The following is a 26,390-nucleotide window of genomic DNA, read 5'->3' as shown; positions in this document are numbered from 1 at the left end:
ACATGCCCCGGGTTCCAAGGTTCCAGTATCGGCATTGAAGGCTTAGTCGTCTCGGTCGTCCGTAAATTGTGCAATCCGCTCATTGCAAATGCGTTCTGTCAGATCTTTCAGCAGTTTTACGCGCTCGGATAAATACTCTAATTCTTCTTTTTCGATTCTGTAATTTATTTCATATCGCGCATCAATGTACGCTTTTTTGAGAAGTTTGAATAGTCCTGCTTCTTCGGCTGTTTTTTTGGGAAAAACAGTTGCAAAGTCGGAATGAAGTTTTTCGACTTGTTTTCCTAATTCCTCAATATCATGCGTTCTGGGTTTGTAATCAGTAAAAACGAGCAGAATGGCAGCATAATATCTTTCGGTGGCTTGATGAAGCTCGAATGCTGCATTACGGTAATATGCAATGTTGTTCTCTCCTTTTTTAAAGAGAAAATCAAAGGTTTCCAAAAAAAGATTAGCAGATTCAAACCAATGCGTAAATGCATTACTTGCTTTTTTCTGTCTTTCCTGCGGATTCAGTTCTTTCGGTTCCGATAAAGTGAAATTTCCGGAATCAAAAAGCATAATTCCCTCCTTGAAAATGTCCACAAAAAAGTAAAAGTTCCGCTCAATCTTGTCATTCACAAACCAAACACTATGTTGGATAATGTTCGTTTTTGTGATGTCTTCATTAGCCGCTAATTCCTTGTCTAAATCCTGCCACTTTTTTTGTCCTCTCGCCGCCTTTCGATCTTTGGTGATGACAAGAATATCATAGTCGCTCACATATTCGTAGGTTTCCTGAAAATCCTCCACCCAATCACCACGCGCATGGCTACCGAAAAGAATGACCATTTCGGCGGGGATTTTAGATAGGATGATTTCGGTGATGGTTTTTAGTTCTTCCTGTTTGTCTTCGGGGAGGTGAGTGAGGGTGGTTTTCATTTGTGTGTGGATGTTCGACATCATTCGGCCTCAATAATTATTTGTGTAATTTGTTTTTCTTTTTTTCGATCGGCTTTTCGTCTGTCCGACTTGTCCTTCGCAGCATATTGATTCTTGTCAGAATTGAACTGCATATGTCCGTCTGAAATTGCTGAGCCCTGTCTAATCATAAGTCCGTTTAAAGGACAGGTTTCATAGCCACAGTTATGTTTTGAGTACTCGCCGAAATTTCGATGTTTAATTTTTTTGTCAGTCAATATTTTCTGTTGACTCGAAATAATGTCCTCCCAAATTTGCTGTTCGTCGGCTTTCGTTAACTCTTGGCCAATTGTTGTTACATCGAAATAGGTTTTTGGGTCTTTTAATTGTAAAAAGTCAAATGTCTTTCTAAATGTTTGATGAGCATATTCTCTGACTTCAATTTTGCCTGGTATGTCTAATTATTAGTAGAAGTTGAGGTTTTGACCTGTACTCGTCTTAACGTTCCATTATCGTCCTGGACCACAAAAATGTCATCGCCGATATTAACTTCAGGAATTGCGACATTCCATCCGAGCATCAAGAACTCAGACATAATCGCCAGGTGCCCAGCCTTCCCGAGGTATTGATTAAACTTTTTCGTCACGCGGGGTTACTTTGTGTAGTACGTTTCCTGTCTGAGTGTCAACGAATTGATTGTTTGCGGGATGCGCATTAGGAAAGAGTTTCCGAATGAAGTCGCGAATGGATGGCGAGATACTGAATGAGTATCCGTCCATTTGCTTATTTACCCTTATTTTGATTGCGTCCATTGCCAGCAAGTTTTACATCCAAAGATAGAAAATTATGGCACGAATGAAATTCCCGATATCTTATGGGATCAAATGTTCCAACCGCAGCTTTTCAAACAAATCAAAGAATGAGTCGCGCGTGTCTTGGTACACTGTAAAACCAAGCTTGCGGCTTTTAGACATATCGGTCATTACTTCCATTGGGCGGCCCAGGTCGAGATCTGTGTGCCAGGCAGAAGCCACACGGTTGATATCCTGTTCTTTTAACTGGTACCTGGCAGCTATTTCTTTCCACAACGGAGCGTCAGCCGCCATTTCAGCTTCCAGTGGATGGATTTCACCATTAAAATCAGCGGACTCAACTTCAAACCATTGGGCTATTTGTTTCCATAGCCATTTCCAGCGGAACACATCACCATTTGCCACATTGAACGCCTCATTGTGCGCAGCATCAGTAGTAGCAGCCCATATCATATGTTCAGCTAGAATCCGGGCATCCGTCACGTCCGATAAGCCATTCCACTGCGCAGCTGATCCCGGGAAGTGAAACGGTCGTCCGGTTTCTTTGCAAATAGAGGCGTAAACGGCCAGCGTCGTACCCATGTTCATCATATTACCAACGGCTTTACCGATCACCGAATGTGGTCTGTGAATGCTCCATGTAAAACCATCATGGTCTGCAGCGGCGTAAACTTCGTCTTCCTGAGCATAATAAAAATTTTCCAGATCCAATCTCGGATGTTCTTCGCGGACGGGGGTCTCAGGCAAAGTCCCCGCCTTTGCATATGCTTCAAACGGTCCGAGATAGTGTTTCAGTCCGGTTACGAGGGCAACATGCTGAACCGATTTTTTGTCAGAAACGGCGTTCAGCAAGTTGCGAACCATAGCGCTGTTAACACGTATATTTTCTGCTTCCGTATCATTGCGCATCCAGGTTGTGAAGAAAACATGGGTAGGTGAAATATCCGCAAATTTTGCGGCCAGATCGTCTGAATTGAGCAAGTCGGCCGAAATAGGGATTAAACCTTCGATATCAGCATTCGGATTACGGGCAAGACCGTATGTGATCCATTCTTTTTCAATCAATTTTTCGGCCAGGTTACTTCCGGTTATACCGGTAGCTCCAACGACCAATGCTATATTTTTCATGATTATTTTTTTTTAAAACCTACCTGCCATTAACCCGGATAATGGATGATTGTTAAATGCTAACCTAATAATGTTTCCAGGCTGACATATAGCTGGTAATATCGTGAAGCTCCTGCCGCGTGATCTCTTCTTTTTTGAATGCCGGCATCACACCCAGACCGTGCCGTATCTGAAATCTTTTCAGGAATTTCGGTGCCGGTACCGGATTAAGCCCTATACCGAGTCCGGCCTCACCACCCGGGTGGCATTTCTGGCATTTAGCCATAAAAATCTTTTCGCCATTGGCGATCTGGCTGGTGGCGGGTTCAAACATTTTTTGCTTAGCCGGCTCTGAACGGCGCATGGCGCATGCGGTGAGAAAACCTGCAAGAACAAAGGTGATTAGCAATGTCTTTCTGTTCATGGCTGTGTTTTAGTTATTTTCCAGATGACCCCGGTTTTCTCTTGCGGATGCGGGCCCTTTTTACTCATTTGTACAATCCCGAAATCAACGACATACAGTTCATCACCTGCTTCATTGAATTTGACAGAAACCGGCCGCTCCAAACCGCCATTCCCCAACGCGCTGGCCGGCCCATTGCGTTTGCCTTTATTAATAGCAAAATCCCGGATCACCCCACTCGCAGGATCTACGCGCACGAGTTTGAAACCCACCGGCGCGAGTGTCTTGCCAACGTCAGGGGCCATATCGCCAAACTGCGCAATGAATGCTTCGCCTGCAAAACCAAATGCCGCATTGGCGAAATCAAAACCACTGGACGATGAATGCACTTCTAAAATGGCCGCAGGTTTCGGAGGTTTATTAGGATGTTCTTTTAACACTGATTGGACCATTGGAGAGCCCGGCGCTTTGAATTCAATGTCACCGGCCAGCAGCATATCACCCGAGAAATCGGGGAAACCATACCATGTACCCGGCTTTACCTGCCACAAAATGTCGCCCGCTCCCCATATGGGCCTGCTGCCGCGCTCGTCGTAGGCATTTTCGGTTACAAATAGATTACCATCCGGCGAAAAGCGCAGCCCGAATGGATTGCGATAACCCCAGGCCACTACCTCCGGCTTGGTACCGCCGACTGATATTCTCATAACGGCCCCCGTGCAGGGAATGCTGCCCGAAATGCGCTGATTTGGCGCCGAAGGTTTTCCGTAAGGTGAGTAGGCGCCGGTGGTGACGCTGCCGGCAGATTTGTCGAGCGCGTGTTCGGAATCAAAATTGACGCCGGCCAGGATGATGTCCTGGCAGGGAATATCGTGGAATGTAGGCTTGCGTTTCAGCCAGCCATAATGTGCGTTGTCCGGCCCGACCACCCCGGAATTGGTTGCAGCCCCCAGACTAAAATAAATGAAGCCATTCCGCACGACGGGCCCATTGGTATGGTGATCGCCCCCGCTGGGCAGGTTTGCAATCAATGTATCAATTTTTCCCGACGGAGCTATTTTGAGAATCTTCCCACCCGCTTTACTGCCGCCTTCCGCTATATAAAAATGGCCCTCATAGAAATCGACGCCAGTCCACGGGCCATTGTCCGAGCCGGAAGCGATGACTTTTTGATCACCGTTTTGGCTGATACGGATCAGTGCCGGACGGGTCCAGGACTCGCCATAACTATACCCGCCTTCGATCACATACAGCTCACCCTTGTCGTCGAACGTACAGGCAGTAGGGTAGGTCAGGCCTTTGGTAACCAGATCGATCTTGTAGCCTGGTGCAAGCAAAACGTCAGCTGCTTGCGGATTGCGGGTCATATGCCGCCCTAGTTGCCCACCGCCTTTCGAGCTTTTGATACCATAGCAGGAAATGAAGAAAGGTATGCTCGCAGCGATCAGCAGTTTAACGGCCAACCCTGGCCTCGGGCTTCGGAACGTAATTTTAAACATGCGCGGTAATGTTAGTGTGAATTGCGCACGCCACTTACAAAAACTGTTCCGCTTACCACATTCTACCGCCCAGTCCAGACAGGCGCCAGCCAGGCGACCGGCTTTGCATGATTCTCCGCAGAGCCCGGATCGCCGGCGGAAAAGACTCTGATAAAGAAATACTTGCTGGTGGAATCCTTAATTACCGGCTCCCATTTCACGCTGTGAGCAGAAGCTTCCAGACTCTCGACCACTACGCCATTATCTTTCAGAATTTCAATTTTCCTAATCTTGTTTGCAGGATTTGCCACATCAGGGTCGCTGATATTAATGTCAAATTTGAATTCGTCGGGTTTATTAAGTGTCGAGCCCATAATCTGCCCGTTCACCCAATATTGACATTGGATGTTTTGGTCAAGCGAGGCGTAAGTCCGGCGGTTTTTCATCGCATTCAGAATGTCGCGCTTCGATTTACTTTCTGCCAGTACGAAAGTCCGGGATTTTTGCTTGCTAATGGCTGCGGTGCCGTGGTTATCATTTCCTGCCACCGGAGAAACCTTCCAGCCTGCGTTCAATGCGGCCAAAAAGCCTTCATAATGGATATTTTTATTGGAATTGATCACTTCCAGTAAGGTAATCACGTCGGTCACTTTTTCATCCCGGTATTGGAAGCTGTCGTACGATTTGACATCAGGGTGATTAAAACTTGCGATCACGGGGCCGTCATTGTCGTACGATTTTGCATTCCCCAGCCATTTATAGGCCACCTTAATATCCACGTCCTTTTCAAGTGCATTCAGGTAAGCGGCCGAATTGATCACGTTGATATGGCCTCTGCCCCCCGGACCGTTATTTTCGGAATGCTCATAACCCGCCAGGGCTACAAAGTTTTTGTCGGTTGCCTTACTGGCCTGGTCGTGAAGTGAGATCCATTGCGCATTTTTGTCACTCGTCGGGTGGAATCCCGCTTCCTGAGAATGGTCAGTAGAGATATAGAAATCGTACCCATTGGCTTTTGCCAGCCCGAAATGCTCGGAAGGCGGACCCTGGTGTTTTTGCCAGTCGGGTTTTAAAGGTGAATTTACCGCGTGGCTTACGCCAATTGAGTCCACTTCCATGAATTTAGTCGCGCCTTTTGCTTTGTCAAGGTGAGACCCATGCGATTCGGTGTACGAAGTATGCGCGTGCGTGCTGCCAGCGTAAATGTGGTAAACCGGCTTTTCACTGGCATAATGCGAGCTTCTTTTGGTGAGCGGAAATTCCGGATTTTCAGTGCGGGTCGCAATGAGTGTTTCTTTCAATCTTTTTACTACTGCGGGATTTTGCCCGGCTACATTGGTCGTTTCGCCTGGGTCTGTCGCCAGATGATATAGTTCGAAAGCCTTGTTGTACTGAGCAAGACCTTTCCATTCCCCCGCCTGGATCGCCTGCGCCGGTCCCTGCGCCTCATTAATCTCCCAATACAGAAAATCGTGTTTAGGCTGTTGTGCATTACCAAGCAATGTCGGCAGATAGGAAACGCCGTCGATTTTAGCGGAAGGTTTAATGCCCGCTATTTCACAGGCAGTCGGCAGGAAATCCCAGAATGCCGACGGGTGTGAAGTTTTACTTCCTGCCTTAATCCGGGCAGGCCAGCGCGCGGCGAACGGTACGCGGATTCCTCCCTCATATAATGTAAACTTCTTGCCTTTAAATGGTCCGTTGCTGTCAAAAAAGCCATTATCAAAACCCGGCCCGTTGTCGCTGGTGAAAATCACAACTGTATTCTCATCGATTCCCTGATCTTTTAATGTTTGCAAAATCTGGCCGACGTACCCGTCGAGCCGGGATACCATGCCTGCATAGGTCGTATTGCCCTCGGCGTCGTGGTAATAATGCCCGGCAGTCATCGGGCGGGCGGTCCAGCCCTGGTTCAGGTAAGGCTTTTTGGAATCTTCCGGAACCGTAATTTCATTGTGAGGAACCGTGTAGGGCAGGTAAAGAAAAAACGGCCCTGATTTATTGTCTTTAATAAAACGAATGGCTTTCGAGGTAAAATCATCGTTCGAGTAATTCCCCTTTTTTTCAGCGGTTACATTGTTTTCCAGCGTGATCTTTTTACCATTTTCCCAAATGTATTCGGGATAGTAGTGATGCGCTTCCGTGTGGGTTTTGTAACCATAAAAATAATCGTAACCCTGCGCGTTCGGAGCGCCTGTGCCGGCACCTTCTTCAAGTCCCCATTTACCGATAATCGCCGTTTTGTACCCGGCCCGTTTCAGTTCTTCGGCAACGGTCACTTCCTCATCGAGCAGGTCCACCGGTTTGCCACTCACTGTCCAGGCCGAAAGTTCACGCACGTGCGCATGGGCCGTATTTACGCCCGTCAGCAAAGCCGCCCGGGAAGGTCCGCACACCGCAGTACCGGCATAATGCTGATTAAATATGATCCCTTCCCCGGCAAGCCTGTCTATGTTCGGCGTTTTGATTTTTTGCTGACCATTAAAACCTACGTCCCCATACCCAAGGTCGTCGGCCATGATGTAAATGATGTTAGGCTTTGCCGCAGTACTTTTTCCGGCAGATTTCTTTTGCGCCAGAGATGGATTTAAGCCAGAAATTAAAAGACTCAGACTTAAAATTTTACAGAAAAACATCGCTTCCGATCTCATAGTTGAATTTATTAAATGCATTGATCAGTCGTGTTTTTGGATCAATACCCGGGATTCTGTAAAATCTTCGGATTAAGTACCACGTCATCTTTTGGGATAGGGAAATAGTAGTAAATATCCTTGAAATAGCGTGTCCTCACGTCGCGGAGCCGGTAGGTGTATCCCTCGCCAACCTTGGTGATCTGCATGCCGTGAAGGAACTTTCCGTCCAGCGCGGGCCCGAGCTTCCATCTTCTCACATCCCAGATCCGGTGCTGCTCGAATGCAAGCTCGATGTCGCGCTCATTCTGGATCAATGCACGCGCCTGATCCTTGGTCGGGGCAGCTGGTAAGCCGTAAAGCTGATCGGTCCCCGGCGCAATGCCGGCCCTGATCCTGATTGTTTTCAGCGTATTGATCGCTTCTTTTGTGTCGCCCGTTTCATTGGCGGCCTCGGCGTAATTTAGTAAAATCTCGGCGTAACGGATCAATGGAATGCCTCTGTCTACATTATTTCCACCGGTGATCGCTCCGTTGTCGTCGGCCATTTTTCGCACGTAATAGCCGGTTATAGTTGCCGTATTGGAGGATATCGCCACAATCCCGTCATTGGGCGCGCCTACATAGGTATACACGGGCTGCAAATTCTTGGTCGTGTTGAGGAAGTACAATCCTCCATTATAAATCACAGTTGCCGAAAGTCTCGGGTCGCGATTGACATAGGGATTGGCGGCATCAAAACCGGTCGGGTTTGCGGCCGATTTTACATCCGCAGTGATGGGTTTGCCATTGATGGTAGGAAACTTGTCGACCAGCTCCTGGGTAGGGTAAGTATAAAAATTTGCCCCTCCGCGCGACCTTGGCAGTATCCCTCGCTCAATCTGCTTGCCCGGCGGCATGAGGTAGGTCAGGATGAATTCCGGGTTTTTGCGGGTCAGGAATACATTGTAAAAACCGTAACCCAATCCGGCCTCCGACCCACTCCATTTGGTGGTGTTATTAACAGGCAGCGAATATAAGGCAAGGTCCATCACCGCTTTTGCGGCAACTCTGGCCCGTTCCCAGCGGGCAGGGTCTGCGGTGGGGTAGGAGAGTACCGGCAGGAGCTCCGCATTGGTCGTAGTTCCGCCGCCATTGTAGAGCGGACTTGCCGCGTATAACAAGAGGCGTGACTTTAACCCCAATGCAGCGCCTCTGGTGATCCGGCCGAAATCCACACCATTGTAGCTGAGCGGCATATCGGCGGCGGCGGCATCCAGCTCGGCAGTCATGTAATTCACACATTCCTCAAACGTATTCCGCTGAAATGTGCCATCATCGCTCGCAGAAAATACATCGTCGCCCACAAGCGGGATACCGCCGAAGAATTTTAACAAATTGAAATAATGGAATGCCCTTACAAAACGGGCCTCCGCTTTCACCCGCTGTTTCTTGGCAGGTGATAATGGCGACTTGTCGACATTGGCCAGAAAAATATTAGATGAGCGGATGATCCTGTAAAACAGCACCCAGTTGTTCTGCATTTGATTGTAATAACCATTGGCAAAAGTGCCGCTGGTGAATATTTTATCAAAATTCCCCAATGCCGGATACCGCCCCTCGCCTTCATCCGATAACTCCGAAAAATCGGCGACGTTGTGCGCATTTTCGACCTGGAAATTATAGGCCAGATCAACATAGAGCCCTGCCAGAAAATCCATGGTGTTTGCACTGTCGGCGAACGTGGTTTCGGTGTTGAGGCTCGCCGTGGTTTTGGTATCGAGAAAATCCTTGTTTTCACAGGAAGCGGCCGCGATCAGCAATGCGGCCCAGACTGCCAGATATATCTTTTTCATGATGCTGCTAGTTGATTGAAACATTCAGTCCCAGTTTGATAATGGCCTGCGCAGGATAGGAGATCGACGAAGAAGCATCGCCCGATTGACGCAACACTTCCGGGTCCACGCCGTAGCGCTGGAATGATTTGGACCAGCTGAACAGGTTGTAGCCGCTCGCAAAAACCCGCACACCCTGCAATTTGACTACTCTCGTCCATTCATCCGGGAGCGCATACCCCAGCTCGATCGAGCGTACCCGGAGATAATTCCCGCTGATGGCCCAGAAGCTGGAATTGCTCGCGGTAGTCATATAAGTACCGTGAAAGTTGCTAACTAGGGAAGGGAAGGTAGCCGTATTGGCCGTTTCCGGCGTCCAGCGGTCGAGGTGAATGTCCTGCAAATTTCCCTTGAATGGTACGGAAAAACTGTATCCGATCTGCACATCCGAATTCAATGCGGATTGAAGCAATACATTGAACGAGAAGTTTTTATAGTTAAAACCTGCGGAGAGTCCAATGGTTGTATTCGGCAGGTTTGTAGTGCCAAAGTAGCCACGGTCATTGTCTGTGATTACCCCGTCGGCGTCCAGGTCGCGGTATTTGAGAAAGCCGGGCAACGTTGTACCCTCGCCCCAGGCTGCGGTGGTGGAGCCGATGTACTTAGGCACACTCGGGTCGCGCGCCTCGGCTTCGGAGTAAAATCCGTCCCAGATAAATCCCTGCTGCTCGCCAATGGACCGGCCGGTCTGCGTTTTCCATGGGAATACCTGCCGGACTTCATCAATTTCGATGATCTTGTTTTTGGCATAGGAATAATTTGCCTTGATATTAAAGCCAAAATCCCGGCCGACCTTACCCCGGTACCCCAGTTCAAGTTCATAACCGGCATTGCTTACGATCCCCAGATTCAGCGGCGGAAGCTGCGCGTCGGGAATCCCGAAATAGCTCGGCACTGTTCTTCTTCTCGACAAAATATCGTAACGCCGGTTGTTAAAAAAGTTGGCAGAACCGGAAACTCGATCTCCCCAAAGCCCGAATTCCACGGCATAGTCCAGTTTTCGCTCCTTTTCCCAGGTTACCTGGTCGTTTGCCAGCGAGCCCGGAACGATCGAGGGCGTGCTGACATTACTTTCACCGAAAGAACCCGCACCGCCGCGGCCATATACCTCTTCATACGAATTTTTGAAATCCCCCAGATCGTCGCTTCCCGTAATTCCGTATGAACCTCTGATTTTGAACAAACTGACCAGCGGTAGCTGATCTTTGAAAAAACCTTCCTCCGAAATCACCCAGCCTGCGCTCACGGCAGGGAAAAACCCAAACCGTCTGCCTTCCGCAAAACGGTCGGAGCCGTTGTAAGCTCCCGAAAACTGGACAATGTACCTGTTCTTGAAATTGTAATCGACACGCCCGATGATCCCGCGCGAGTTGGTGGGAATGTAATTGGAAACCCGGGTTGGGTCTACGGCTACCCGCGTCGAATCCAGTTTGGAATACTGATTTAAAACCACCAGACCTCCGAAGTTGTGGCTGCCAAAAGACCGGTTGTAGTTTAATGTAGCCTGCAAACCAGACTGACGCCGGGGGTGCCCCCCTGAATAGGTAGCCGCGTAGGGATCGATCCGGTAAATATTCGCATTTCGCGGCGTGTACTCTTCGGTTTTTGAATTATAAAAAAACGACGGAAAATTGGCGACGCTTAGCGATCTTCTCGAACTGTTCGAGTTGGCAACAGAAACCGTCACCTGCGCCTGCAACCCCGGCGTAATGAATTCCAGATTTTGAACAGCTGACAGATTCAGGTTCAGCAGGTTCTGGCGGTCGCGGTCGTAGCCGCCTCTTTCAATGCGGCCCACAATGTTGTTGCTCGGGGCCGGCCGCAGCGGATCGGTAAAACCATAGCTTCCATTGGGATTGTAAACCGGGTACACAAATGGCGTAAGCGCCTCGTAATTATAGATCTCCCCAAATGGCGAGTTGCCCACCTGCGGCTGATTGGTAAGCGTGTAATTTCCGGAAACATCCAACTTGAAACTAAGTGTCCTGGTCGCCTTGATATCCAGGTTCGAGCGAAAATTGTAGCGGTTGAAACGGTAATTGTTATCAACATCGTCGGATTTAAAATCGCGCAAAAGACCCGACTGGCTCTGATAACCAAGTGAGACGAAATATTTGACGACCTCGGTCCCTCCCGAAAGATCGATGTTATTGGTCGTCATGGGAGCGCTTTTCTTGAAAAGCGTTTTGTACCAGTCGATGTTCGGGTGTCCGTATGGGTCGGTTCCGTTGCGAAACAGCTCGATATCTTCCTCGGTGAAGTCGGGCACATACGTTCCGCCGGAGATAAATGCATCGTTTTTTAGCGCCTCGTTTCTTAAAATGGCCATATCCGCAGACCCCAGTACTTTTGGAATATGCGTAGGGCGCTGAATGCCAAAATCGGTCCGGAAGTTGATTTTCGGCGCGCCGGTTTTTCCGCGCCGGGTAGTGACCAGGATTACCCCGTTTGCGCCTTTGATACCGTAGACGGCTGTCGAGCCGGCATCTTTCAGGACGCTGATGGACTGGATCTCATTCGGGTCGATATTTGAAAAATCGTCGTAATTGAATTCAATATCATCCACCAAAACCAAAGGCCGAACATTTCCATTGAAGGTACTCACCCCGCGGATCACAAAATCCGCCCCGTCGGCGCCAGGCTGCCCGCTTCGCTGCTGGGTGTAAAAGCCCGGCAGCTTCCCGGCCAGCGCATTCTGAATGCTGGCAGAAGGGGTTTGCTGAATGTCGGCCCTGCTGATCGAGCTCACCGAGCCGACCACGTCGACTTTCCGCTGCGTACCAAAACCCACGACCACGACTTCGTTCAAACTCGTTTCACTGGATTCGATCAGTACTTCGACCCGGGTTCTGGTGCCCACTGCCACTTCCTGGGTGGTGTAACCGACGCCCGATATGAGCAGGATATTACTGCGGCCTTGAAGCGTGATTTCGAATTTTCCGGTGCCGTCGGTGACAGCCCCGTTTGAAAGCAGGTCTTTTTCCTGAACGGTAATGCCCGGCGTCGGGCCGGCTGCGTCGGCGACTGTGCCCGTAACCTGCCGGTTCTGCGCGACGCTTTTCTGCGCGACACCATTCTGCGCGACACCTTTCAGGGAGCCAAATAGCAGAAGAACTGCGGTTAAAATTTTATAAATATTCATCATCCTGTAATTTTGAATTTGATCTTTTACCAGCCGGGATTTTGTTGCAATGCCCCGTTTGCCTGTAACTCAGCGAATGGAAACGGGTATACATTCATTTTGGGAGCGATGAAAACCAGCGGCTCGACATTCACTTTTTGATATGTGAATTCCGTCGGCGCAACCTTTGTGATCCTGATTCCCTGAATGGTTTTGTTAAAATCCACATTGCCCGTGTTCCAGCGGCGCACGTCCCAGAAACGGTGCTCCTCAAATGCCAGCTCGATCCGCCGTTCCAGCCTGATCGCCGAGCGTAGTTCTGCCTGGGTCATGTTTGCTTTCACTCCAAATAATCCATCCGTACCTGCCGTAATACCTGCCCGTTTTCGGAGCTTAACTAACTGTTCATAAGCCAGTTTCTGGTTTGCAGCATCGTTTCCGGATTCATTAATGGCCTCTGCGTAGTTGAGCAGCGTTTCGGCGTAGCGGAAAATGATGAAGTTGTGATCGGCAGTAGCGTAGTCGCTGGCCGCGGAAAGATCGGGGAGGAATTTTCGGAGGTAATAACCGGTTTTTGTCTGTGGCAACGAAGTATTAGGCTTGTCGGCCCCGCCTTCGAATGTCTCCACCGCGCGGCCCAGCCACTGCGCCCCATTGTAAAAAATCGTGGCCCCAAACCGGGGATCGCGATTGGCATAAGGGTTATTGGCACGATAGCCCGAGGAAGTGTCGGCGATGGCTTTGCCGGTGATGGTCGGAAATGCATCCACAAGTTCCTGCGACGGGCTGATCGAACCATTGCTGGTGTAAACATTTGAAACATAACCCACCGGCGACTGTGCTGTTTCCAGGGTCAGGTTTCGCGCTTCCTGAAATGCCAGGATCACTTCCTTGTCATTGCGGGTAATGAATGCATTCGTGAAACTCGAATTTAATGCATAATAATTGAGGTCGATCACCGCTTTGGCTGCATCGGCAGCGGCCCGCCATTTGGCCGGGTCACCGGACGGATTATTCAACGGACTCGCCGCATAAAGCAAAGTCCTGGCCTTCAACGCCAGGGTAGCTCCCTGCGTGATCCGCCCGACCTGTACCGCCGAAACGGGTTCTTTGAGCAGCAACCCGCTGATTGCATCGCATTCGCTGACGATATACTGAATGCATTCCTCGTAACTGTTTTTTGGGGTGCGGATTTTGTCTTCGAGGCGCAGGACCGCGTCACCCAGCAACGGAACGCCGCCGTACCGTTTAACCAGCTCGAAATAACTGATAGCGCGGATGAACCTGGCCTCGGCCTTCCAGTTTTGTTTGGTCTGCGCGGCAACGGGTACCACATCTATTTTAGACAAAAACTGATTTACCCTGTAAATGGCGGTATAACTCTCGGCAAATCGCTCGTCTACCGGATGCGTGGCGCTTTGTAATCCTTTGGATAACAGGTAAATGTCGCTGGTAAGTTGCGAAGAGACTCCGTCGTCGGTAGCGGCATCAAGGTAGGCGCCGTCGACGCGGTTAAATCCTTTTGGCAAAAAGGTGTACAGGTTTGTGACTGCCTGCTCGGCAAAGAAGCCGTTAATGTCGTTTTCGTCGTAAATGAGTTCTTCTGTGCGGGCGTCAACAGGCTCTGTTTCAAATTTTTGGCAGCTGAGGTGAGCGGCACTTATGGCGCAGATCAGGAGCCAGGATATGTAGTTTTTTCTTAAAAGCATAATCGATTGCCTTTTAAAATTTTACGGATAAACCACCATTAAGCACGCGCTGCAAAGGATACAGGCCTGTGTAATTTTCGGGATCGGAATCTTTGTATTTCGAGAACGTGGCCAGGTTCTGGGCATTTACAAACAGGCGCAGACCTTTTATCCGGGCAGCGGCAAGTATTTTTGCAGGAAGCGAATAACCCAGCTCCAAATTTTTCAACCGGATAAATCCGCCGTTCCGTACATACAAGGAGGATGTCAGGTAATTGTTCACCTCATTTTGAATGGTTACCCTGGGAAGTGTGGCAGTTGCGGCGGTTCCGGGCGTGTAACGGTTCAGGTGATAGTCGTAAGCCTGGCCTCTTCCGTTGTCGCTAAAAGGAAACTGGTAGTTGCCGGAAGTAAGGATATCCCGGTTCTGAATTCCCTGGAAGAGAACCGTCAGATCAAATCCTGCGTATTGAAGATGGAGATCGGCCCCGAAGTAAAGCAGCGGTTTGTCATTGCCGATAATGGTTTGATCCAGCGCATTAACGACCCCGTCGCCATTCAGGTCTCTGTACCTGACGTCGCCTTCCGAGGGTGTAAAGCCTTCGATGCTGGCTGCATTCAGATTTCCAGTTCCGTAAAAACCTTCGGATACGTAGCCTCTGATCTGGGATACAGGTAGTCCGGTTCTTTGTAGGTTCGAGAATTCCTGCTGTGGCTCGTCGTTGAAAATCACTTTGCTGGCTACGGTCGACAGATTACCTGAAATGGAGTAACGCAGCTTGCCCGCCGTCGCTGCCCAGCCTGCATTCAGTTCAATGCCTGAGTAGCGGTTTTTGCCGATGTTTTCGAGCGGGTAGGTGTTTCCGAATAATGCGGAGGAATCGCCTCTCAGCTGCAAAAGATCGTACTCGCTGCTGTTAAAATAGTCGATGCTCAGCCAGCCGCGTTGTTTGCTGAATGCCAGATCGACGCCGATGTTGGCCTTTTTTGCTTTTTCGGTAACCCGGTCCGGATTTGCGATCGCGCCTTGTGCAATGGAGCCCGTGCTGGTTGCGCCGGTACCGAACATGTAGGCGCTGCCACCCGCATAAGTTTGCTGCCAGGCATAATAGCCCGGATCTGCATGCCCGACTTTGGCGTAGGAAACGCGGAGTTTTAGTTCGTCGAAAAAGGCATTATCCTTCAAAAAATCTTCCTGGTCCACATTCCAGCTGGCACCTGCGCCGGGGTAAAAGCCGGCCTTTTTGCCGGGTGCGAAACGGTTGTTGGAACTGTATGCACCGGCCAGTTCTACATTGAATCTTTTATCAAAACCATAAGAAAAACGCGCCGCTACATTCTGATAGATTTCCGACAGATCGTTATTAAACTGATTGCTATTGTGACTGGCAAGGATCAATGCATTCAAATCGTTCTTATTCCAGTGGCGTTCCACTCCGGTGGAAACTTCCACGTAGGTTTGCTGCGACCGGGCCTCGATGGTAGACGAATTTGGCTGCTCAGAAATCGCATTAACCCGCAGCACATTACTGGTGTCGCCCGTGACCGGGTAGTAATATGCATTATAGTTTTTGGAACGATTGATTTGTTGTTCGTACGATGGGGAATAAGACAAAACTGCTTTTACAAACGATCCTTTGATGATCTTGTCCGTTTTTTGGGTTAAACCTACATTTACCCCCAAACCCTGCAAATTGTTTTTCAAATAACCAGTCCCAACGGCCTCTGCAAACGGGTTTTTGGAATATTGCCTTGTCCCGGCAAATGAACCCATGAAAGTGCGGACCGGCGTCGCGTTGCTGGGTGTGGAGCCAAGACTTGTGAATATGGATTGATAACCAACTCCGGGCTGAATGTAATCCTGAATATTTCCGATCAGGTACAGATTGGCCGTGAGACTTTTGTTTACATTGATTTCGATATTGGAGCGGAAAATGTATCGTGTATAATCCAGATTGGTCCCGTATGAATTGGCTGCATCTTCCCTGAACAAACCTTTCTGGTTTTGATAATCCAGCGACAGAAAATACCTCACATTGGTATAGTTCCCGGAAGCATTTAAGGTGTATCGGCTTTGGGGGGCATTGTCGCGTAAAACTGTTTTATTCCAATCCACATTCGGGTATAGAAACGGATCGGTTCCATTTCGGTAGGCGGTTAATTGTTCCTGGCTGTAAACCGGGGCAAGGCCCGAATTGACCCGCGCTTCATTATATAGGGATGCATAGTCAAAAGATGAAAGTGCTTTTCGCATGCCGATCGGCGTTTGCACGCCTCGCTGCACGGTCAGCGATACATTGGAACCGGTGGTAACACTCTTTTTCCGGGTGGTAATCATAAGCACTCCGTTCATGGCACGGTTGCCGAGCATTACCGTGGAAAGTCCGTCTTTCAGCAGTGTGACCGATTCAATTTGTTCGGGATTGAGGGAAAGCTCATTGTATACTTCGTTGTAGCGCGGGATTCCGTCAATAATAATCAAAGGCGACTTTCCTCTTAATTGTAAACCGGGAATGTCATAACGCGGCGCACCGTTCGACTGGATGGAATTCAAGCCCGCCAAATGTCCGGCAAAAGCATTGCTTAAAGAGGTAACCGGCGAACTTTCAAGCCTTTTCCCATCCAGATAACCCACCGACTGTACGAGCCTGATTCTGCTTTGTTCCCCAAAAAGAACAGGTACATTCACTGGCAGGTACCGGCGCGGAATTTCTACCGGATTTTGAGATAATGTATCTCCATTGCCAGTTGCCTGAAATGCCTTGGAAATGCCGGGTAAGATTCCGGATAAGAAGGCGAAAAGGATAAAGGCTTTTCGCCAGGGAAGTAGAAACTTTCTCATTGAAATTATTCTTTGTGAGTAATGGCTTGTATGCTTTTTAGTAAATGATCATTTACTTTTTCTGGGCCCGCCGGAGGGTGGGATAGGTAATGGGAGATAGTCTTCGTTCACGATCATCCATTCCTGCAGCCGTGCTTTCAGATCTTTTTCTACAGCTGCGAATTCGGGTTTTCCGGCAAGGTTATTAAATTCGTTGGGATCGTTTTTCAAGTCGAAAATTTCAAACATGGGCCGGTGTTCTTCGAAAAACAATTTCGAATACTGCGGATCCAGTTTTCGCGATTTATGCTGCTCCGAAAGCTCCTTCCAAAAAGGCTGACCTGCAAAATCAACCGGGAAATAAGGTAATTGCCAAAGTGCATTATAAACGAGTTTGTAATTCTTATTAAAGACCGTCCGACCCAGGTCAAAAGCTCCGGTATTGGTCGGCAAGCCCGAACCGTGCGCGCCCCTTACTGCGTAGACATATTCTCTTGGTGCGGCGGTGTTATCATTGAATGTCGCCCTGAAACTTTTACCGGTTATTTCCTTTGGTATTTCCACTCCGGCAATTTCCAGGAAAGTAGGGGCAAGGTCTTCTCCCGAAATCAAAGATTCTGATTTGGAGCCGGACTTGATTTTTCCAGGCCAGCGAGCGATCAACGGCACATGAATTCCAAGATCATATAATGTACCCTTTCCCCGTAGCAATGCACCGCCATTATCGCCCATGAAAACGATCAGCGTATTTTTTGATAACCCGCTTTTCTCAATTTCATCGAGCAGCAATCCTATGTTTTTGTCGAGCCGCTGTATTTCTCCTAAATAGCCAGTCAGATCTTCCCGCAATGCCTTAGTATCGGGCATTCCCGGCGGAATGGTAAGCTTGTCAGGATCGGGCTCAAAGTCTTTTGCATCGAATACACGATGCGGGTCGCTATATCCCACCTGAATGAAAAACGGCTTTCCCTGTGGCACCTGCGACACAAACTCTTTGAACTGCACCAGTGCATTATCATCGGAGCCGGATTTCAGAAAGTCCACCCGGTTTTTGAAAGTACGCAGGTTGTGTTTTTTGAAAACTTCCTCTGTTTCAGGCGGGGTAGCGCCGCCGTCGAGGTGAAAGGTGCGGCCGGCAATGCCGGTGTAATAGCCCGACTTACGGAGCAGCTCGGGATAGGTAACGATACCAGCCGACAGAGGAGCAGAAAAGCGGCTCATTCGGATATCAATGACCGAGCGGCCGGTCATCATCGAGGCGCGGGACAGCACGCATTGCGGCGCGGTGGTGTATGCACGGTTAAACTGGATACCCTCTTTGGCGAGTTTGTCGATGTTCGGGGTTTTAAGGTCCCTGTTCCCATATGTGCCCAAAAATGGGGCGCTGTGGTCATCTGACAAGATAAAGATGATGTTGGGACGCTCCGCTGTTGTTTGGGCAGAGACGGGTACGATCAGGAATATGCTCATCATGACAAATGCCAGCAAGCCATGAATGCATAGAATCCTGTTGATGCCTTTAAAAAAGATGCTTGTAAATAATTTGTTAGCCATAATCTATGGGTTATGTAGTTTTAATTTGCATACGTGTTCAGTGATGAGCATACCAGTGTAACCCGCTTTTATGAGCGGACAGGAATCGATTGTAAATCGAAAAGTCAGAAATTCTTGACGCGGAAGTATGCTTTACAACTTCAACACCCTGCGGGTGCGTCTATGGTAGGGCTTATTGGGACAGTAAGGGAAGGAAATTTACAGATCATCGTGTTCAGGATTTGGTATTAAGCTATGTCAACAATAGTATACTTAACTGATGGACAAAGTAAGTTAAAAATTGTCAGGTACAGAATCATTCATGTGAAATTTTAACATTATTATTTCATGAAGGCGGGATAAAAGTGGGGGCTAAATCGAACGGTGAAAGGTATACGCGGTCCGCTTTTGTTGCCGGATGATAGAAGTAGCCTCTACTATCTTTGGAGCGTTCCATTCATAATGGCCTCATAGTAGGCGGGAACCACCACGAAGAACCGGGATGTATGCAATTGTTTCCAATCATAATGCATGAGCGCATTTCTCAGTACAGATTCGTGCTCATGAATGAGTGTTTTGTTACCCGACAAGAGTACTACCCAACAAGCGAAGAGTGGTTCGCGCATGTATTTATCTTCATAACCGCGGGCAGGAGATAATTTGTCCCATTCGCGGACTTGCTGCAAGGCCAGTTTCAAAGTTGCAGAGATGTTGGGCTGCGGTTTCCATAAAGGGTTCAGTAACCGCCAGTTTTCGGTGAATGCCTTATCGTGCTGATTGTCGAAGTTTTTGTATTGTGATAAATGAAGGGCGGCTTTTTTGGCGGTGATATTGAGTCCCTGCCTAAATTTTTCACGCAGTTCAACTGATTGTTCCATCTCCACCAGTGCTTTCAGATTGGCCTGGGAAATGCCTGTAATCCAGAAATGGTTTTCCGTTATATTGCCTTTTTCCGGGTGGGTGGTTTCATAAGGGATGCCCCGCGCGCACAGTTCGAGGCGGTTTAGTGAATCGCCTTCCGGGACTTCCAGCAATCGCCGGTGATACCCGTCGAGCCACTTTTGATCGTTGGTCACATCATACAGGGCCCTGTAAATGAATAGTAACCGTACTGCTATGCGACAGCCTTTGTCGGTGAGGTTACCCCGGAAACCGTAACCTTCGCGGTCGCAGGGAAGCTGCCAGTTGCGTGCTTCCAGCGCACTGCCGACTGTTACCATGAGTCTAACCAGCTTTTCTTTTTCCTCCTGGTCTGGAATACCGCTTTTGACATACCGCCACATCCCGTAAAACCAGGGGCCGGTTTGATCGTCGGAACCGGATACATGGTGGCTTTTGCCGTCGGAAGCGACATCGCGGGAGATAAATCCAGGTACGCTGCCAATTGTGGCCAGCTTGACTAGTCCGCGGGCAACTTTTCGGGCTTCGAGCTCGTCCGCTTTTTTAGTAGTTACCTTCCAGCGGTTGCACAAGCCGTCGAGGTAAATGCCATTGAAAAATGCACCGTTTTCCATGGGTGCCCACCAGTTCAAGCCATTGGGTTTATCATCCCTGCATTCTTCCGGAGTAGGCAGGGAGTTTTCCCCATTTTTGCCGGCATAGTCGAGGAGAATGCCGAATTTAGGATCAATAAAGCGTTTGTTGATTTCCAGCCGCGCCAGCTCGATCTGCTGTTCCAATGCATTTTCAGGACGCTTTACGCTCGATTGTCCACTGGCCGGAAATACGAATAGGCTGATGATCAAAACCAGCGGATAGCAATATATCTTCATTTTGAGTTTGTTGCTTTCTTTTGCAGACGGAACCAAACCGTTTCTGCGGGAAAAAATTGGGAATAATAAAGTTTATCGTAGCGGAAATGCCCAATTGCGCCCAGCATTTCCGCCCGGTGCTTTTCTACCAAACTAGTATCCGGGGCCAGTGTTACAATCCAGGACATCCACAAAGGTTCACGAACAAATCCGAGTTCCTGGTTACGTCGCGGCGACAGTCTGACCAGTTCTGTCAACTGCACCTGCGATACATCGAGTGCGTCCTGCTCGCTATGCTGTGGTTTCCACCATTGGTTCAGACTTCGCCAATCGTGAAGGAACGGTTTCAGGTCGTTGTTGTCCAACCGGTGCCAGCGAACAATATCCACCGCGGCACTGCGTGCGCTGGCATTCAATCCCTGTTCGTAGGCCAGGCGCAGTGTAGTATCCGTTTCCATTTCCCACAAAGCCCGCAGGTCCACCGTGCTTGATATCCCCGTCCATCGAAACTGTTTTGGGATATCAAATTGCATTCCCTCCGAGCAGATCCGGATACGGCTACGCCGGGGCTCTCCACCGGTTTCAAATGCAGCTTCTTTGTAAAGCCTATCCCATTTAGCCTCACCGGTTAGCTGGTGCATGGCTTTCAGGATGAACAACATGCGCGGGGCTCCCTCCCAATTGAAGGTCGCAAACGTATTTCGAAATCGCGCCGGTGCATAAGAAGTTGTAGGGATCCGCCAGCCTGTCGAGAGCAGTATGTTTGCGACTTCCTCCATTTTGGAAATAATCTGCCTGCGTTCAGCCGGGCTGGGCATATCGGAGTGCAGGTAACGCCAAAGTCCGTAAAACCAGGGAGAGGTTTGGTCGTTGGATCCCATGGATGGGGGAGTTTTACCGTCGGTAGCCAGCCCGCGTCCAATGAAACCCGGCGTGTCACCAATGGAAGCCAGCAGCAAAAGCCCCTGCGCTAGTTTGCTGGCTTTGAGGCGGTCCGTTTCCTGATGCCTGTGCAGCCACCGCTGACAGATGCCGTCAAGATAAAGCCCGTTAAACATAGCCCCATTTTCGGTGGGCGTCCACCAACCCAATGCATTGGGTTTATTCTGCCGGAATTCATCCGCGGTAGGTCTTGCGAAATTGCCGTTTGAGTCTGTGAAATCAAGCAGAATTGAATGTTCATCTACAAACCTACGCCATATTTCCTGGTGGGCTTTTTCCATATTAAGGCTATCGCGGACGCCCGATTGAGCAGACCAATCAGGCGCCGGTTGCCCAATCGAGCAGATGCTCCAAAGCAACACCACGATTGTACCCATTCCTAAGTTCGTTCCGGGCTGCCTCATTGCCAGTCCGGATTTTGTTCGAGTTTGGGGTTTGCCCGGATTTCGTCCAGCGGGATCGGGTAATATCTGTGTTTGGCCAGGGGCGTTCGCACGGGATATACTTCGTTCACAGCCTTTGGGATAATGGTTAAAAACTGATTGGTGCGCGTCAGGTCATACCAGCGGTCGCCTTCTGCAAAAAATTCCCAGCTGCGCTCCTGCAAAACCGCATTGATAAAATCATCCTTACTTAGTCCGGCTTTCAGGTTGGCCAGTCCTGCCCGGCTGCGAATGGCATTGATGTACTGATACGCAAGTGGTGTAGGCCCGTTCAGCCGGGCTTCGGCTTCGGCGGCGATCAGGTAGAGGTCGGCCAGTCGCAACATAGGCACATTATTGCGTCCCTTTGCGCCGACAGAGTTCCTGTCCATGTATTTTTTGATCAAAACACCTTTCGGAGTGTAAGGTGTAATATCCTTTTGATGTACTAATTTTCCGGCAACGCTGATATAGGTAGTGTCCATCAATTGCCGACGCTTGTCGGCTGGATCAAACGAGTCGAAAAAGGCCTGAAAGGCGAAAATAGAGCCGAAAGTGGAATTTCCGTAATCCCGGCCCGAGCTGTTGGGCGGACCGCAGAAGCCCATTAGTGTGGTGCCCCGCGCCCGGGTACTATTGTCGCCTTCAAAAGCAAACATATTTTCCTGGCGCGCCAGATCCTCTTTTTCTACATTAAAAATGTCGAGAACATCGGCCACCAGCTTATATTTTCCGGAGTTGATCACTTCCACTGCTTTTGTTTTGGCAGCCGTCCAATCCTCGGCATAAAGGGCAGCTTTGGCATAAAACCCGATTGCTACCTCTTTGGAAGTCCTTCCTTTGACGGTTGTGGCTGAATACGAAGGTAATTTGGCCGCGGCTTCATTCAGGTCTTTGAAAATCTGCTGATATACTTCTGCTTTTGGGCTTTTACCGACCAGCGCGTCGGTTTCGCTTTTGCTTGGCGAGAGCCGGATCACCACGTCGCCAAAGCTTTTGGTCAGCATAAAATGATATAATGCGCGCAGGAATAACGCTTCTCCGACAATCGCGTCCCGGCGGGTAGCTTCCATGCTGATCGACGGTACTTTTTCAATTACCCAATTGGCATTCTCGATGCCTTTGTAACAAAACTGCCATAATCCATAGGGACTTTCGGCGGTCCTGCCAAAGCTTTTCGGGCCGGAATAGTCGGTGTCGTAGCTATACAATGCAAATACGTTCCGGCCCACAACGGGTTTTACCCAAAGCTGGTCCCCGGCAAAATCGGATGCGAAAACAAGCGGGGCCTGATCGAAAAGATCGTTAATGGAGCCGTAGGCGGCGGTTAATGCCGCTTCAGCATCTTGCGAACTTTTGTAAAAGTTGGTGGTGATAACCGATGAGTATACCTCTTCATCCAATGTCTGGCAGCCTGTGGCGCAGCATATGACAACAGACGCTGTCAGGATGGATTTTGCAAAATATCGTTTCATAATGTCTGGGGTTTAAGGGTCAGAATGTGCATTGAAGGCCGATCACATACGATTTGGCGGCCGGGTAAGTGCCATTGTCGTAGAAGAGCGCATTGGCGCTGGCGTAATTGTTGGACTCCGGGTCCCAACCCTGGTACTTGGTAAAAGTGAACAGGTTGTTTCCGCTGGCATACACCCGGATGCCTTTGCTGAATTTGAAGCGGGGCAAGTTGTAGGCCAGCGTCAGGTTTTTGACCCGCAGGTACGAATTATCCTCCACCCAGCGGTCTCCAACAGGCAGGTTGGTGCCCTGCGCGGGTTTTACGTATTCGTTATTGGGATTGGCAGCCGTCCAGCGGTTAGCAGTCCCTTCCAGCAAATTGACCTGCCCGGATGGCGTCTCAAACGTAAAGCGGAACCCGTTGAACAGGCGACTTCCCTGCACCCCCTGCAAAAAACCGCTCAACTCGAAATTCTTGTATTTGACCGAGCTCGAAAAGCCGAAGAAGTATTTGGGCTGTGCATTCCCGACAATCACCTGGTCATCGGTACTGATTTTCCCATCTTCATTGACATCCTTGATCTTAAACCCACCGGTACGCGCATCATATCCAGGCAAAAATGCCTCTCCGGTTTGGTTGATACCATCCAACATATACGTCCGGTAAATGCCCAATGGATAGCCGACTTTCAAAAGAGAGTAACTGGACAAAGCCAGCTCGTTTTGGATACCATCCAGCGCGAGTACTTTATTGTTGTTAAAAGTAATGTTTCCCGACGCTTCCCATTTGAATGCACCGGTCAGGATTTTTCCGCTGATGCCTAACTCAATGCCTTTATTCTGGATCGAACCATAATTTCCCGTGATCGTCGTGTAGCCCGATGACATGGGTACTGCTTTGGTAAAAAGCAGGTTGTCCGTGCGTTTGTGATAATAGTCAGCTACCACATCCAGGCGATTGTTGAAAATAGCCAGGTCTATGCCGATATCAAGTTGCGTGGCTTGTTCCCATTTCAGGTCAGGATTAGCAATGCCGCTTGGGTTAATGCCAGTCTGCACATTGTTATTAAAATTGTAGTTGTATCCCTGGCCGCTCACGGTTGCCAGCGACTGGTACGATCCAATGGCCCCCGCGTTTCCCGTTACCCCGTAGCTGGCCCGTAGTTTCAGGTCGCTGACAAACTCGACGGATTTCATAAAGTCTTCGTCAATGATTCGCCAGGCCGCTGATACCGCCGGGAAAAAGCCATATTTATTATTAGCGCCGAATTTGCTGGAACCGTCAATCCGGGCAGTCAGGTCCAGGAAGTAGCGGTCTTTGAAACCGTAACCGACCCGTCCGAGGTAGGAATTAAGGCTGCTCTTGCTGCGAAATGAAGACAGGGCGTAGACGGTCGCATTGGACGTCGACCAATTTTCGGTAAAGTCATTGCCGAAGCCGGAGGCAGTCTGATTGTTGGTCTGCAGTACATCGGCCTGAGTAGCATAAACCACCGTCGCATTCACCGCATGGAGTTTTCCGAACACATTTTTGTAGGTAAGAATGCTTTCATGAAGCAGCGTTCTCATGTAGGAACTGTTGTTTGCTGCGCTCCCGTTTACGGCATTGGGGTTGTTGAGTGAAATGGAGTCGATGATGGATCGGGGTGAGTAAAGCTCCTGCAGACCTGAGGTGATGTCGGCATTGAAGCTGGCGCGGTAGGATAAACCTTTGAATAGATTAACGTCAATATATAGGTTGCCCAAAAGCCGGTTGTTGCTGTTGTAGTTCTTTTTAGCCAGCTCGCCCATGGGGTTTACGGTTTCGCGGTAGCGTCCGCTGAACTGGTCGGCAAACGAAAAAACAGTGCCATTCGCGCGGTAGGGTAAAAGGGTAGGGGGTGCGGCTACCGCGCGGCCTAAAATTCCCTCGCGGGCACTGGTTACATTTACAGCCGTGCCGCCCGCACTGGAACGGTTCTCGCCGGTAATGGTATAATAAAGGCTGGTACCAACTTTAACCCGGTCGCTGATCTGGTGGTCGATGTTGGCACGGAGCGCATACCGGTTGTAATCCGTATTTTTAATAATACCATCCTGACTGAAATAGTTGGCGCCAATCGCAACCTGCGTTTTGTTGTTGCCGCCGGTCACTGACAGCTGGTGATTCTGAATGATCGCTTTTCGAAAGATCAGGTCCAGATAATTCGTTCCTGCGCCCAAGCTGGCGGGATCGGGGTAAATGGGTGAGGAAGTGTACGTATCATTTTCGAGCCGGGCAAATTGGGAGGCATTCAGGATACCCATCTTTTGCGTGGTTTGCTGCTGGCCTACATACCCGTCGTAAGAAACATGGGTGATTCCGTCTTTGCCGCGTTTGGTGGTGATCAGTACGACGCCATTCGCTCCCCGGGCCCCGTAAATGGCCGTCGCCGAAGCATCTTTGAGCACTTCCACAGACTCAATGTCGGAGGGGTTGATCTGCGAAAGCGGGTTGGCCGCATTGACCGCCGATGTGGCCGAAATCTGTATGCCGTCGATCACATAAAGTGGTTCGGAAGTACCATTAATGGAGTTGGTACCGCGAATCCGGACGCTGATATTGCCACCGGGGGTTCCCGAATTTTGCCGCATGTCCAGCCCGGCTACCCGGCCCTGGATGCCTTGCGCGAGGTTTGCTACGGGCGTTACTTTCAGTTCTTCTGCTTTAACAGATGCAATGGAGCCGGTTAATGAGCTTTTTGTACGCGTTCCGTAGCCTACCACTATCACCTCATCGAGTGCTTTTTCATCCACTTTCAATACTACCTCGAACCGCGTTTGACCATTCACAGCCATTTCCTGCGTTACGTAACCTATATACGAGAAGGTCAGAATGTCTTTTTCATTCGCAACATCCAGCGAAAAAAAGCCATCGGAGTTGGTGATCGTGCCTTGGCCGGTACCTTTCAGCATGATGTTGACGCCCGGAATACCTTCCCCCTTTATGTCTTTCACCTGGCCGGTAACCTGGGTTGCCGCTGTCTTCACCGGGATTGCACCAGGTGCTGAGGCCTGGTCAGGAATGGTCTGATGCGGCTCGGCTGCACTTTGCGAGGGATCTTTACCGGGATCATTTTTAGGCTGTAAAATCAGGTAAGTGCCGTTTTTTACTTTTTTAAATTGAAGGGTAGTAGTGCTCAGGACCTTTTTTAGATTTTCTTCAAATACCTCATTGTAATCCAGCGCAGTAGCTGGTACGGTAATCAGGTCCACATAACTCCCTTCAAAAAGGATATCGACCTTGTATTTCTTTTTTAATTCCTGCAAGGCATCCCTGAGCTTTTTGTTGGGCTGAGTTGTAGTCAGGTCCACGCTTGTCCGGGTTTTCTGTGCTGAAAGAGCGTAGTTCGCCTGCGGCTGGTGAACGAGTAAGAGTATAAGAATCCCTACCCATAGTTTTTGTAACGGGTGTTTCATAGATCAAAAGGGTGA

At 49.4% G+C, this 26,390-nt stretch carries 15 protein-coding genes; all 15 read right to left on the bottom strand.

Annotated features, from left to right (window positions below; translation table 11 throughout):
* Positions 1-42 precede the first annotated feature (42 nt).
* Complete coding sequence (locus LZG72_RS20070; RefSeq protein WP_233876440.1) at positions 43-921, bottom strand: HEPN domain-containing protein; 879 nt, start codon at positions 919-921, stop codon at positions 43-45.
* Between the two features lie 608 nt (positions 922-1,529).
* A complete protein-coding gene (locus tag LZG72_RS20065; RefSeq protein WP_233876438.1) occupies positions 1,530-1,712 on the bottom strand; it encodes a hypothetical protein in 183 nt (60 codons plus the stop codon).
* Positions 1,713-1,772: 60 nt separating this feature from the next.
* Positions 1,773-2,840, bottom strand: coding sequence for an SDR family oxidoreductase (locus LZG72_RS20060; protein WP_233876436.1), 1,068 nt, complete (start codon positions 2,838-2,840; stop codon positions 1,773-1,775).
* Positions 2,841-2,904: 64 nt separating this feature from the next.
* Positions 2,905-3,243, bottom strand: a complete 339-nt coding sequence (locus tag LZG72_RS20055) for a cytochrome c (RefSeq protein WP_233876433.1) — start codon at positions 3,241-3,243, stop codon at positions 2,905-2,907.
* On the bottom strand, positions 3,240-4,721 hold the full coding sequence (locus LZG72_RS20050) for a sorbosone dehydrogenase family protein (RefSeq protein ID WP_233876431.1): 1,482 nt from the start codon (positions 4,719-4,721) through the stop codon (positions 3,240-3,242). The genes LZG72_RS20055 and LZG72_RS20050 overlap by 4 nt, the downstream gene beginning before the upstream one ends.
* A gap of 62 nt (positions 4,722-4,783) precedes the next feature.
* A complete protein-coding gene (locus LZG72_RS20045; RefSeq protein WP_233876429.1) occupies positions 4,784-7,351 on the bottom strand; it encodes a sulfatase-like hydrolase/transferase in 2,568 nt (855 codons plus the stop codon).
* Positions 7,352-7,392: 41 nt separating this feature from the next.
* Positions 7,393-9,165, bottom strand: coding sequence for a RagB/SusD family nutrient uptake outer membrane protein (locus LZG72_RS20040; RefSeq protein ID WP_233876427.1), 1,773 nt, complete (start codon positions 9,163-9,165; stop codon positions 7,393-7,395).
* Positions 9,166-9,172: 7 nt separating this feature from the next.
* On the bottom strand, positions 9,173-12,346 hold the full coding sequence (locus tag LZG72_RS20035) for a TonB-dependent receptor (RefSeq protein ID WP_233876425.1): 3,174 nt from the start codon (positions 12,344-12,346) through the stop codon (positions 9,173-9,175).
* Positions 12,347-12,372: 26 nt separating this feature from the next.
* A complete protein-coding gene (locus tag LZG72_RS20030; RefSeq protein ID WP_233876423.1) occupies positions 12,373-14,034 on the bottom strand; it encodes a RagB/SusD family nutrient uptake outer membrane protein in 1,662 nt (553 codons plus the stop codon).
* A gap of 13 nt (positions 14,035-14,047) precedes the next feature.
* Positions 14,048-16,855 (bottom strand): SusC/RagA family TonB-linked outer membrane protein, encoded by a 2,808-nt coding sequence (locus tag LZG72_RS20025; RefSeq protein ID WP_233876421.1) that lies wholly within the window; start codon positions 16,853-16,855, stop codon positions 14,048-14,050.
* 48 nt (positions 16,856-16,903) lie between these two features.
* Positions 16,904-18,388, bottom strand: a complete 1,485-nt coding sequence (locus LZG72_RS20020) for a sulfatase (protein WP_233876419.1) — start codon at positions 18,386-18,388, stop codon at positions 16,904-16,906.
* A 416-nt stretch (positions 18,389-18,804) separates the two neighbouring features.
* On the bottom strand, positions 18,805-20,139 hold the full coding sequence (locus LZG72_RS20015) for a hypothetical protein (protein WP_233876417.1): 1,335 nt from the start codon (positions 20,137-20,139) through the stop codon (positions 18,805-18,807).
* Positions 20,136-21,464, bottom strand: coding sequence for a hypothetical protein (locus LZG72_RS20010; protein WP_233876415.1), 1,329 nt, complete (start codon positions 21,462-21,464; stop codon positions 20,136-20,138). Before LZG72_RS20010 ends, LZG72_RS20015 begins: the two co-directional genes overlap by 4 nt.
* On the bottom strand, positions 21,461-22,957 hold the full coding sequence (locus tag LZG72_RS20005; RefSeq protein WP_233876413.1) for a RagB/SusD family nutrient uptake outer membrane protein: 1,497 nt from the start codon (positions 22,955-22,957) through the stop codon (positions 21,461-21,463). Before LZG72_RS20005 ends, LZG72_RS20010 begins: the two co-directional genes overlap by 4 nt.
* 19 nt (positions 22,958-22,976) lie before the next feature.
* A complete protein-coding gene (locus LZG72_RS20000) occupies positions 22,977-26,375 on the bottom strand; it encodes a TonB-dependent receptor (RefSeq protein WP_233876411.1) in 3,399 nt (1,132 codons plus the stop codon).
* Between the last annotated feature and the right edge of the window lie 15 nt (positions 26,376-26,390).

This window comes from Dyadobacter sp. CY323, from assembly GCF_021390245.1.
In the GTDB taxonomy this organism is placed as follows: domain Bacteria; phylum Bacteroidota; class Bacteroidia; order Cytophagales; family Spirosomataceae; genus Dyadobacter.
Note: the sequence above shows the minus strand (reverse complement) of the source record. Positions and strands in the feature narration are given on the sequence as shown.

What these genes read in the sequence shown, in the direction of transcription:
- LZG72_RS20070 (WP_233876440.1), bottom strand. Translation starts at nt 921, where the DNA reads ATGAAAACCACCCTCACTCACCTCCCCGAAGACAAACAGGAAGAACTA.
- LZG72_RS20065 (WP_233876438.1), bottom strand. Translation starts at nt 1,712, where the DNA reads ATGGACGCAATCAAAATAAGGGTAAATAAGCAAATGGACGGATACTCA.
- LZG72_RS20060 (WP_233876436.1), bottom strand. Translation starts at nt 2,840, where the DNA reads ATGAAAAATATAGCATTGGTCGTTGGAGCTACCGGTATAACCGGAAGT.
- LZG72_RS20055 (WP_233876433.1), bottom strand. Translation starts at nt 3,243, where the DNA reads ATGAACAGAAAGACATTGCTAATCACCTTTGTTCTTGCAGGTTTTCTC.
- LZG72_RS20050 (WP_233876431.1), bottom strand. Translation starts at nt 4,721, where the DNA reads ATGTTTAAAATTACGTTCCGAAGCCCGAGGCCAGGGTTGGCCGTTAAA.
- LZG72_RS20045 (WP_233876429.1), bottom strand. Translation starts at nt 7,351, where the DNA reads ATGAGATCGGAAGCGATGTTTTTCTGTAAAATTTTAAGTCTGAGTCTT.
- LZG72_RS20040 (WP_233876427.1), bottom strand. Translation starts at nt 9,165, where the DNA reads ATGAAAAAGATATATCTGGCAGTCTGGGCCGCATTGCTGATCGCGGCC.
- LZG72_RS20035 (WP_233876425.1), bottom strand. Translation starts at nt 12,346, where the DNA reads ATGAATATTTATAAAATTTTAACCGCAGTTCTTCTGCTATTTGGCTCC.
- LZG72_RS20030 (WP_233876423.1), bottom strand. Translation starts at nt 14,034, where the DNA reads ATGCTTTTAAGAAAAAACTACATATCCTGGCTCCTGATCTGCGCCATA.
- LZG72_RS20025 (WP_233876421.1), bottom strand. Translation starts at nt 16,855, where the DNA reads ATGAGAAAGTTTCTACTTCCCTGGCGAAAAGCCTTTATCCTTTTCGCC.
- LZG72_RS20020 (WP_233876419.1), bottom strand. Translation starts at nt 18,388, where the DNA reads ATGGCTAACAAATTATTTACAAGCATCTTTTTTAAAGGCATCAACAGG.
- LZG72_RS20015 (WP_233876417.1), bottom strand. Translation starts at nt 20,139, where the DNA reads ATGAAGATATATTGCTATCCGCTGGTTTTGATCATCAGCCTATTCGTA.
- LZG72_RS20010 (WP_233876415.1), bottom strand. Translation starts at nt 21,464, where the DNA reads ATGAGGCAGCCCGGAACGAACTTAGGAATGGGTACAATCGTGGTGTTG.
- LZG72_RS20005 (WP_233876413.1), bottom strand. Translation starts at nt 22,957, where the DNA reads ATGAAACGATATTTTGCAAAATCCATCCTGACAGCGTCTGTTGTCATA.
- LZG72_RS20000 (WP_233876411.1), bottom strand. Translation starts at nt 26,375, where the DNA reads ATGAAACACCCGTTACAAAAACTATGGGTAGGGATTCTTATACTCTTA.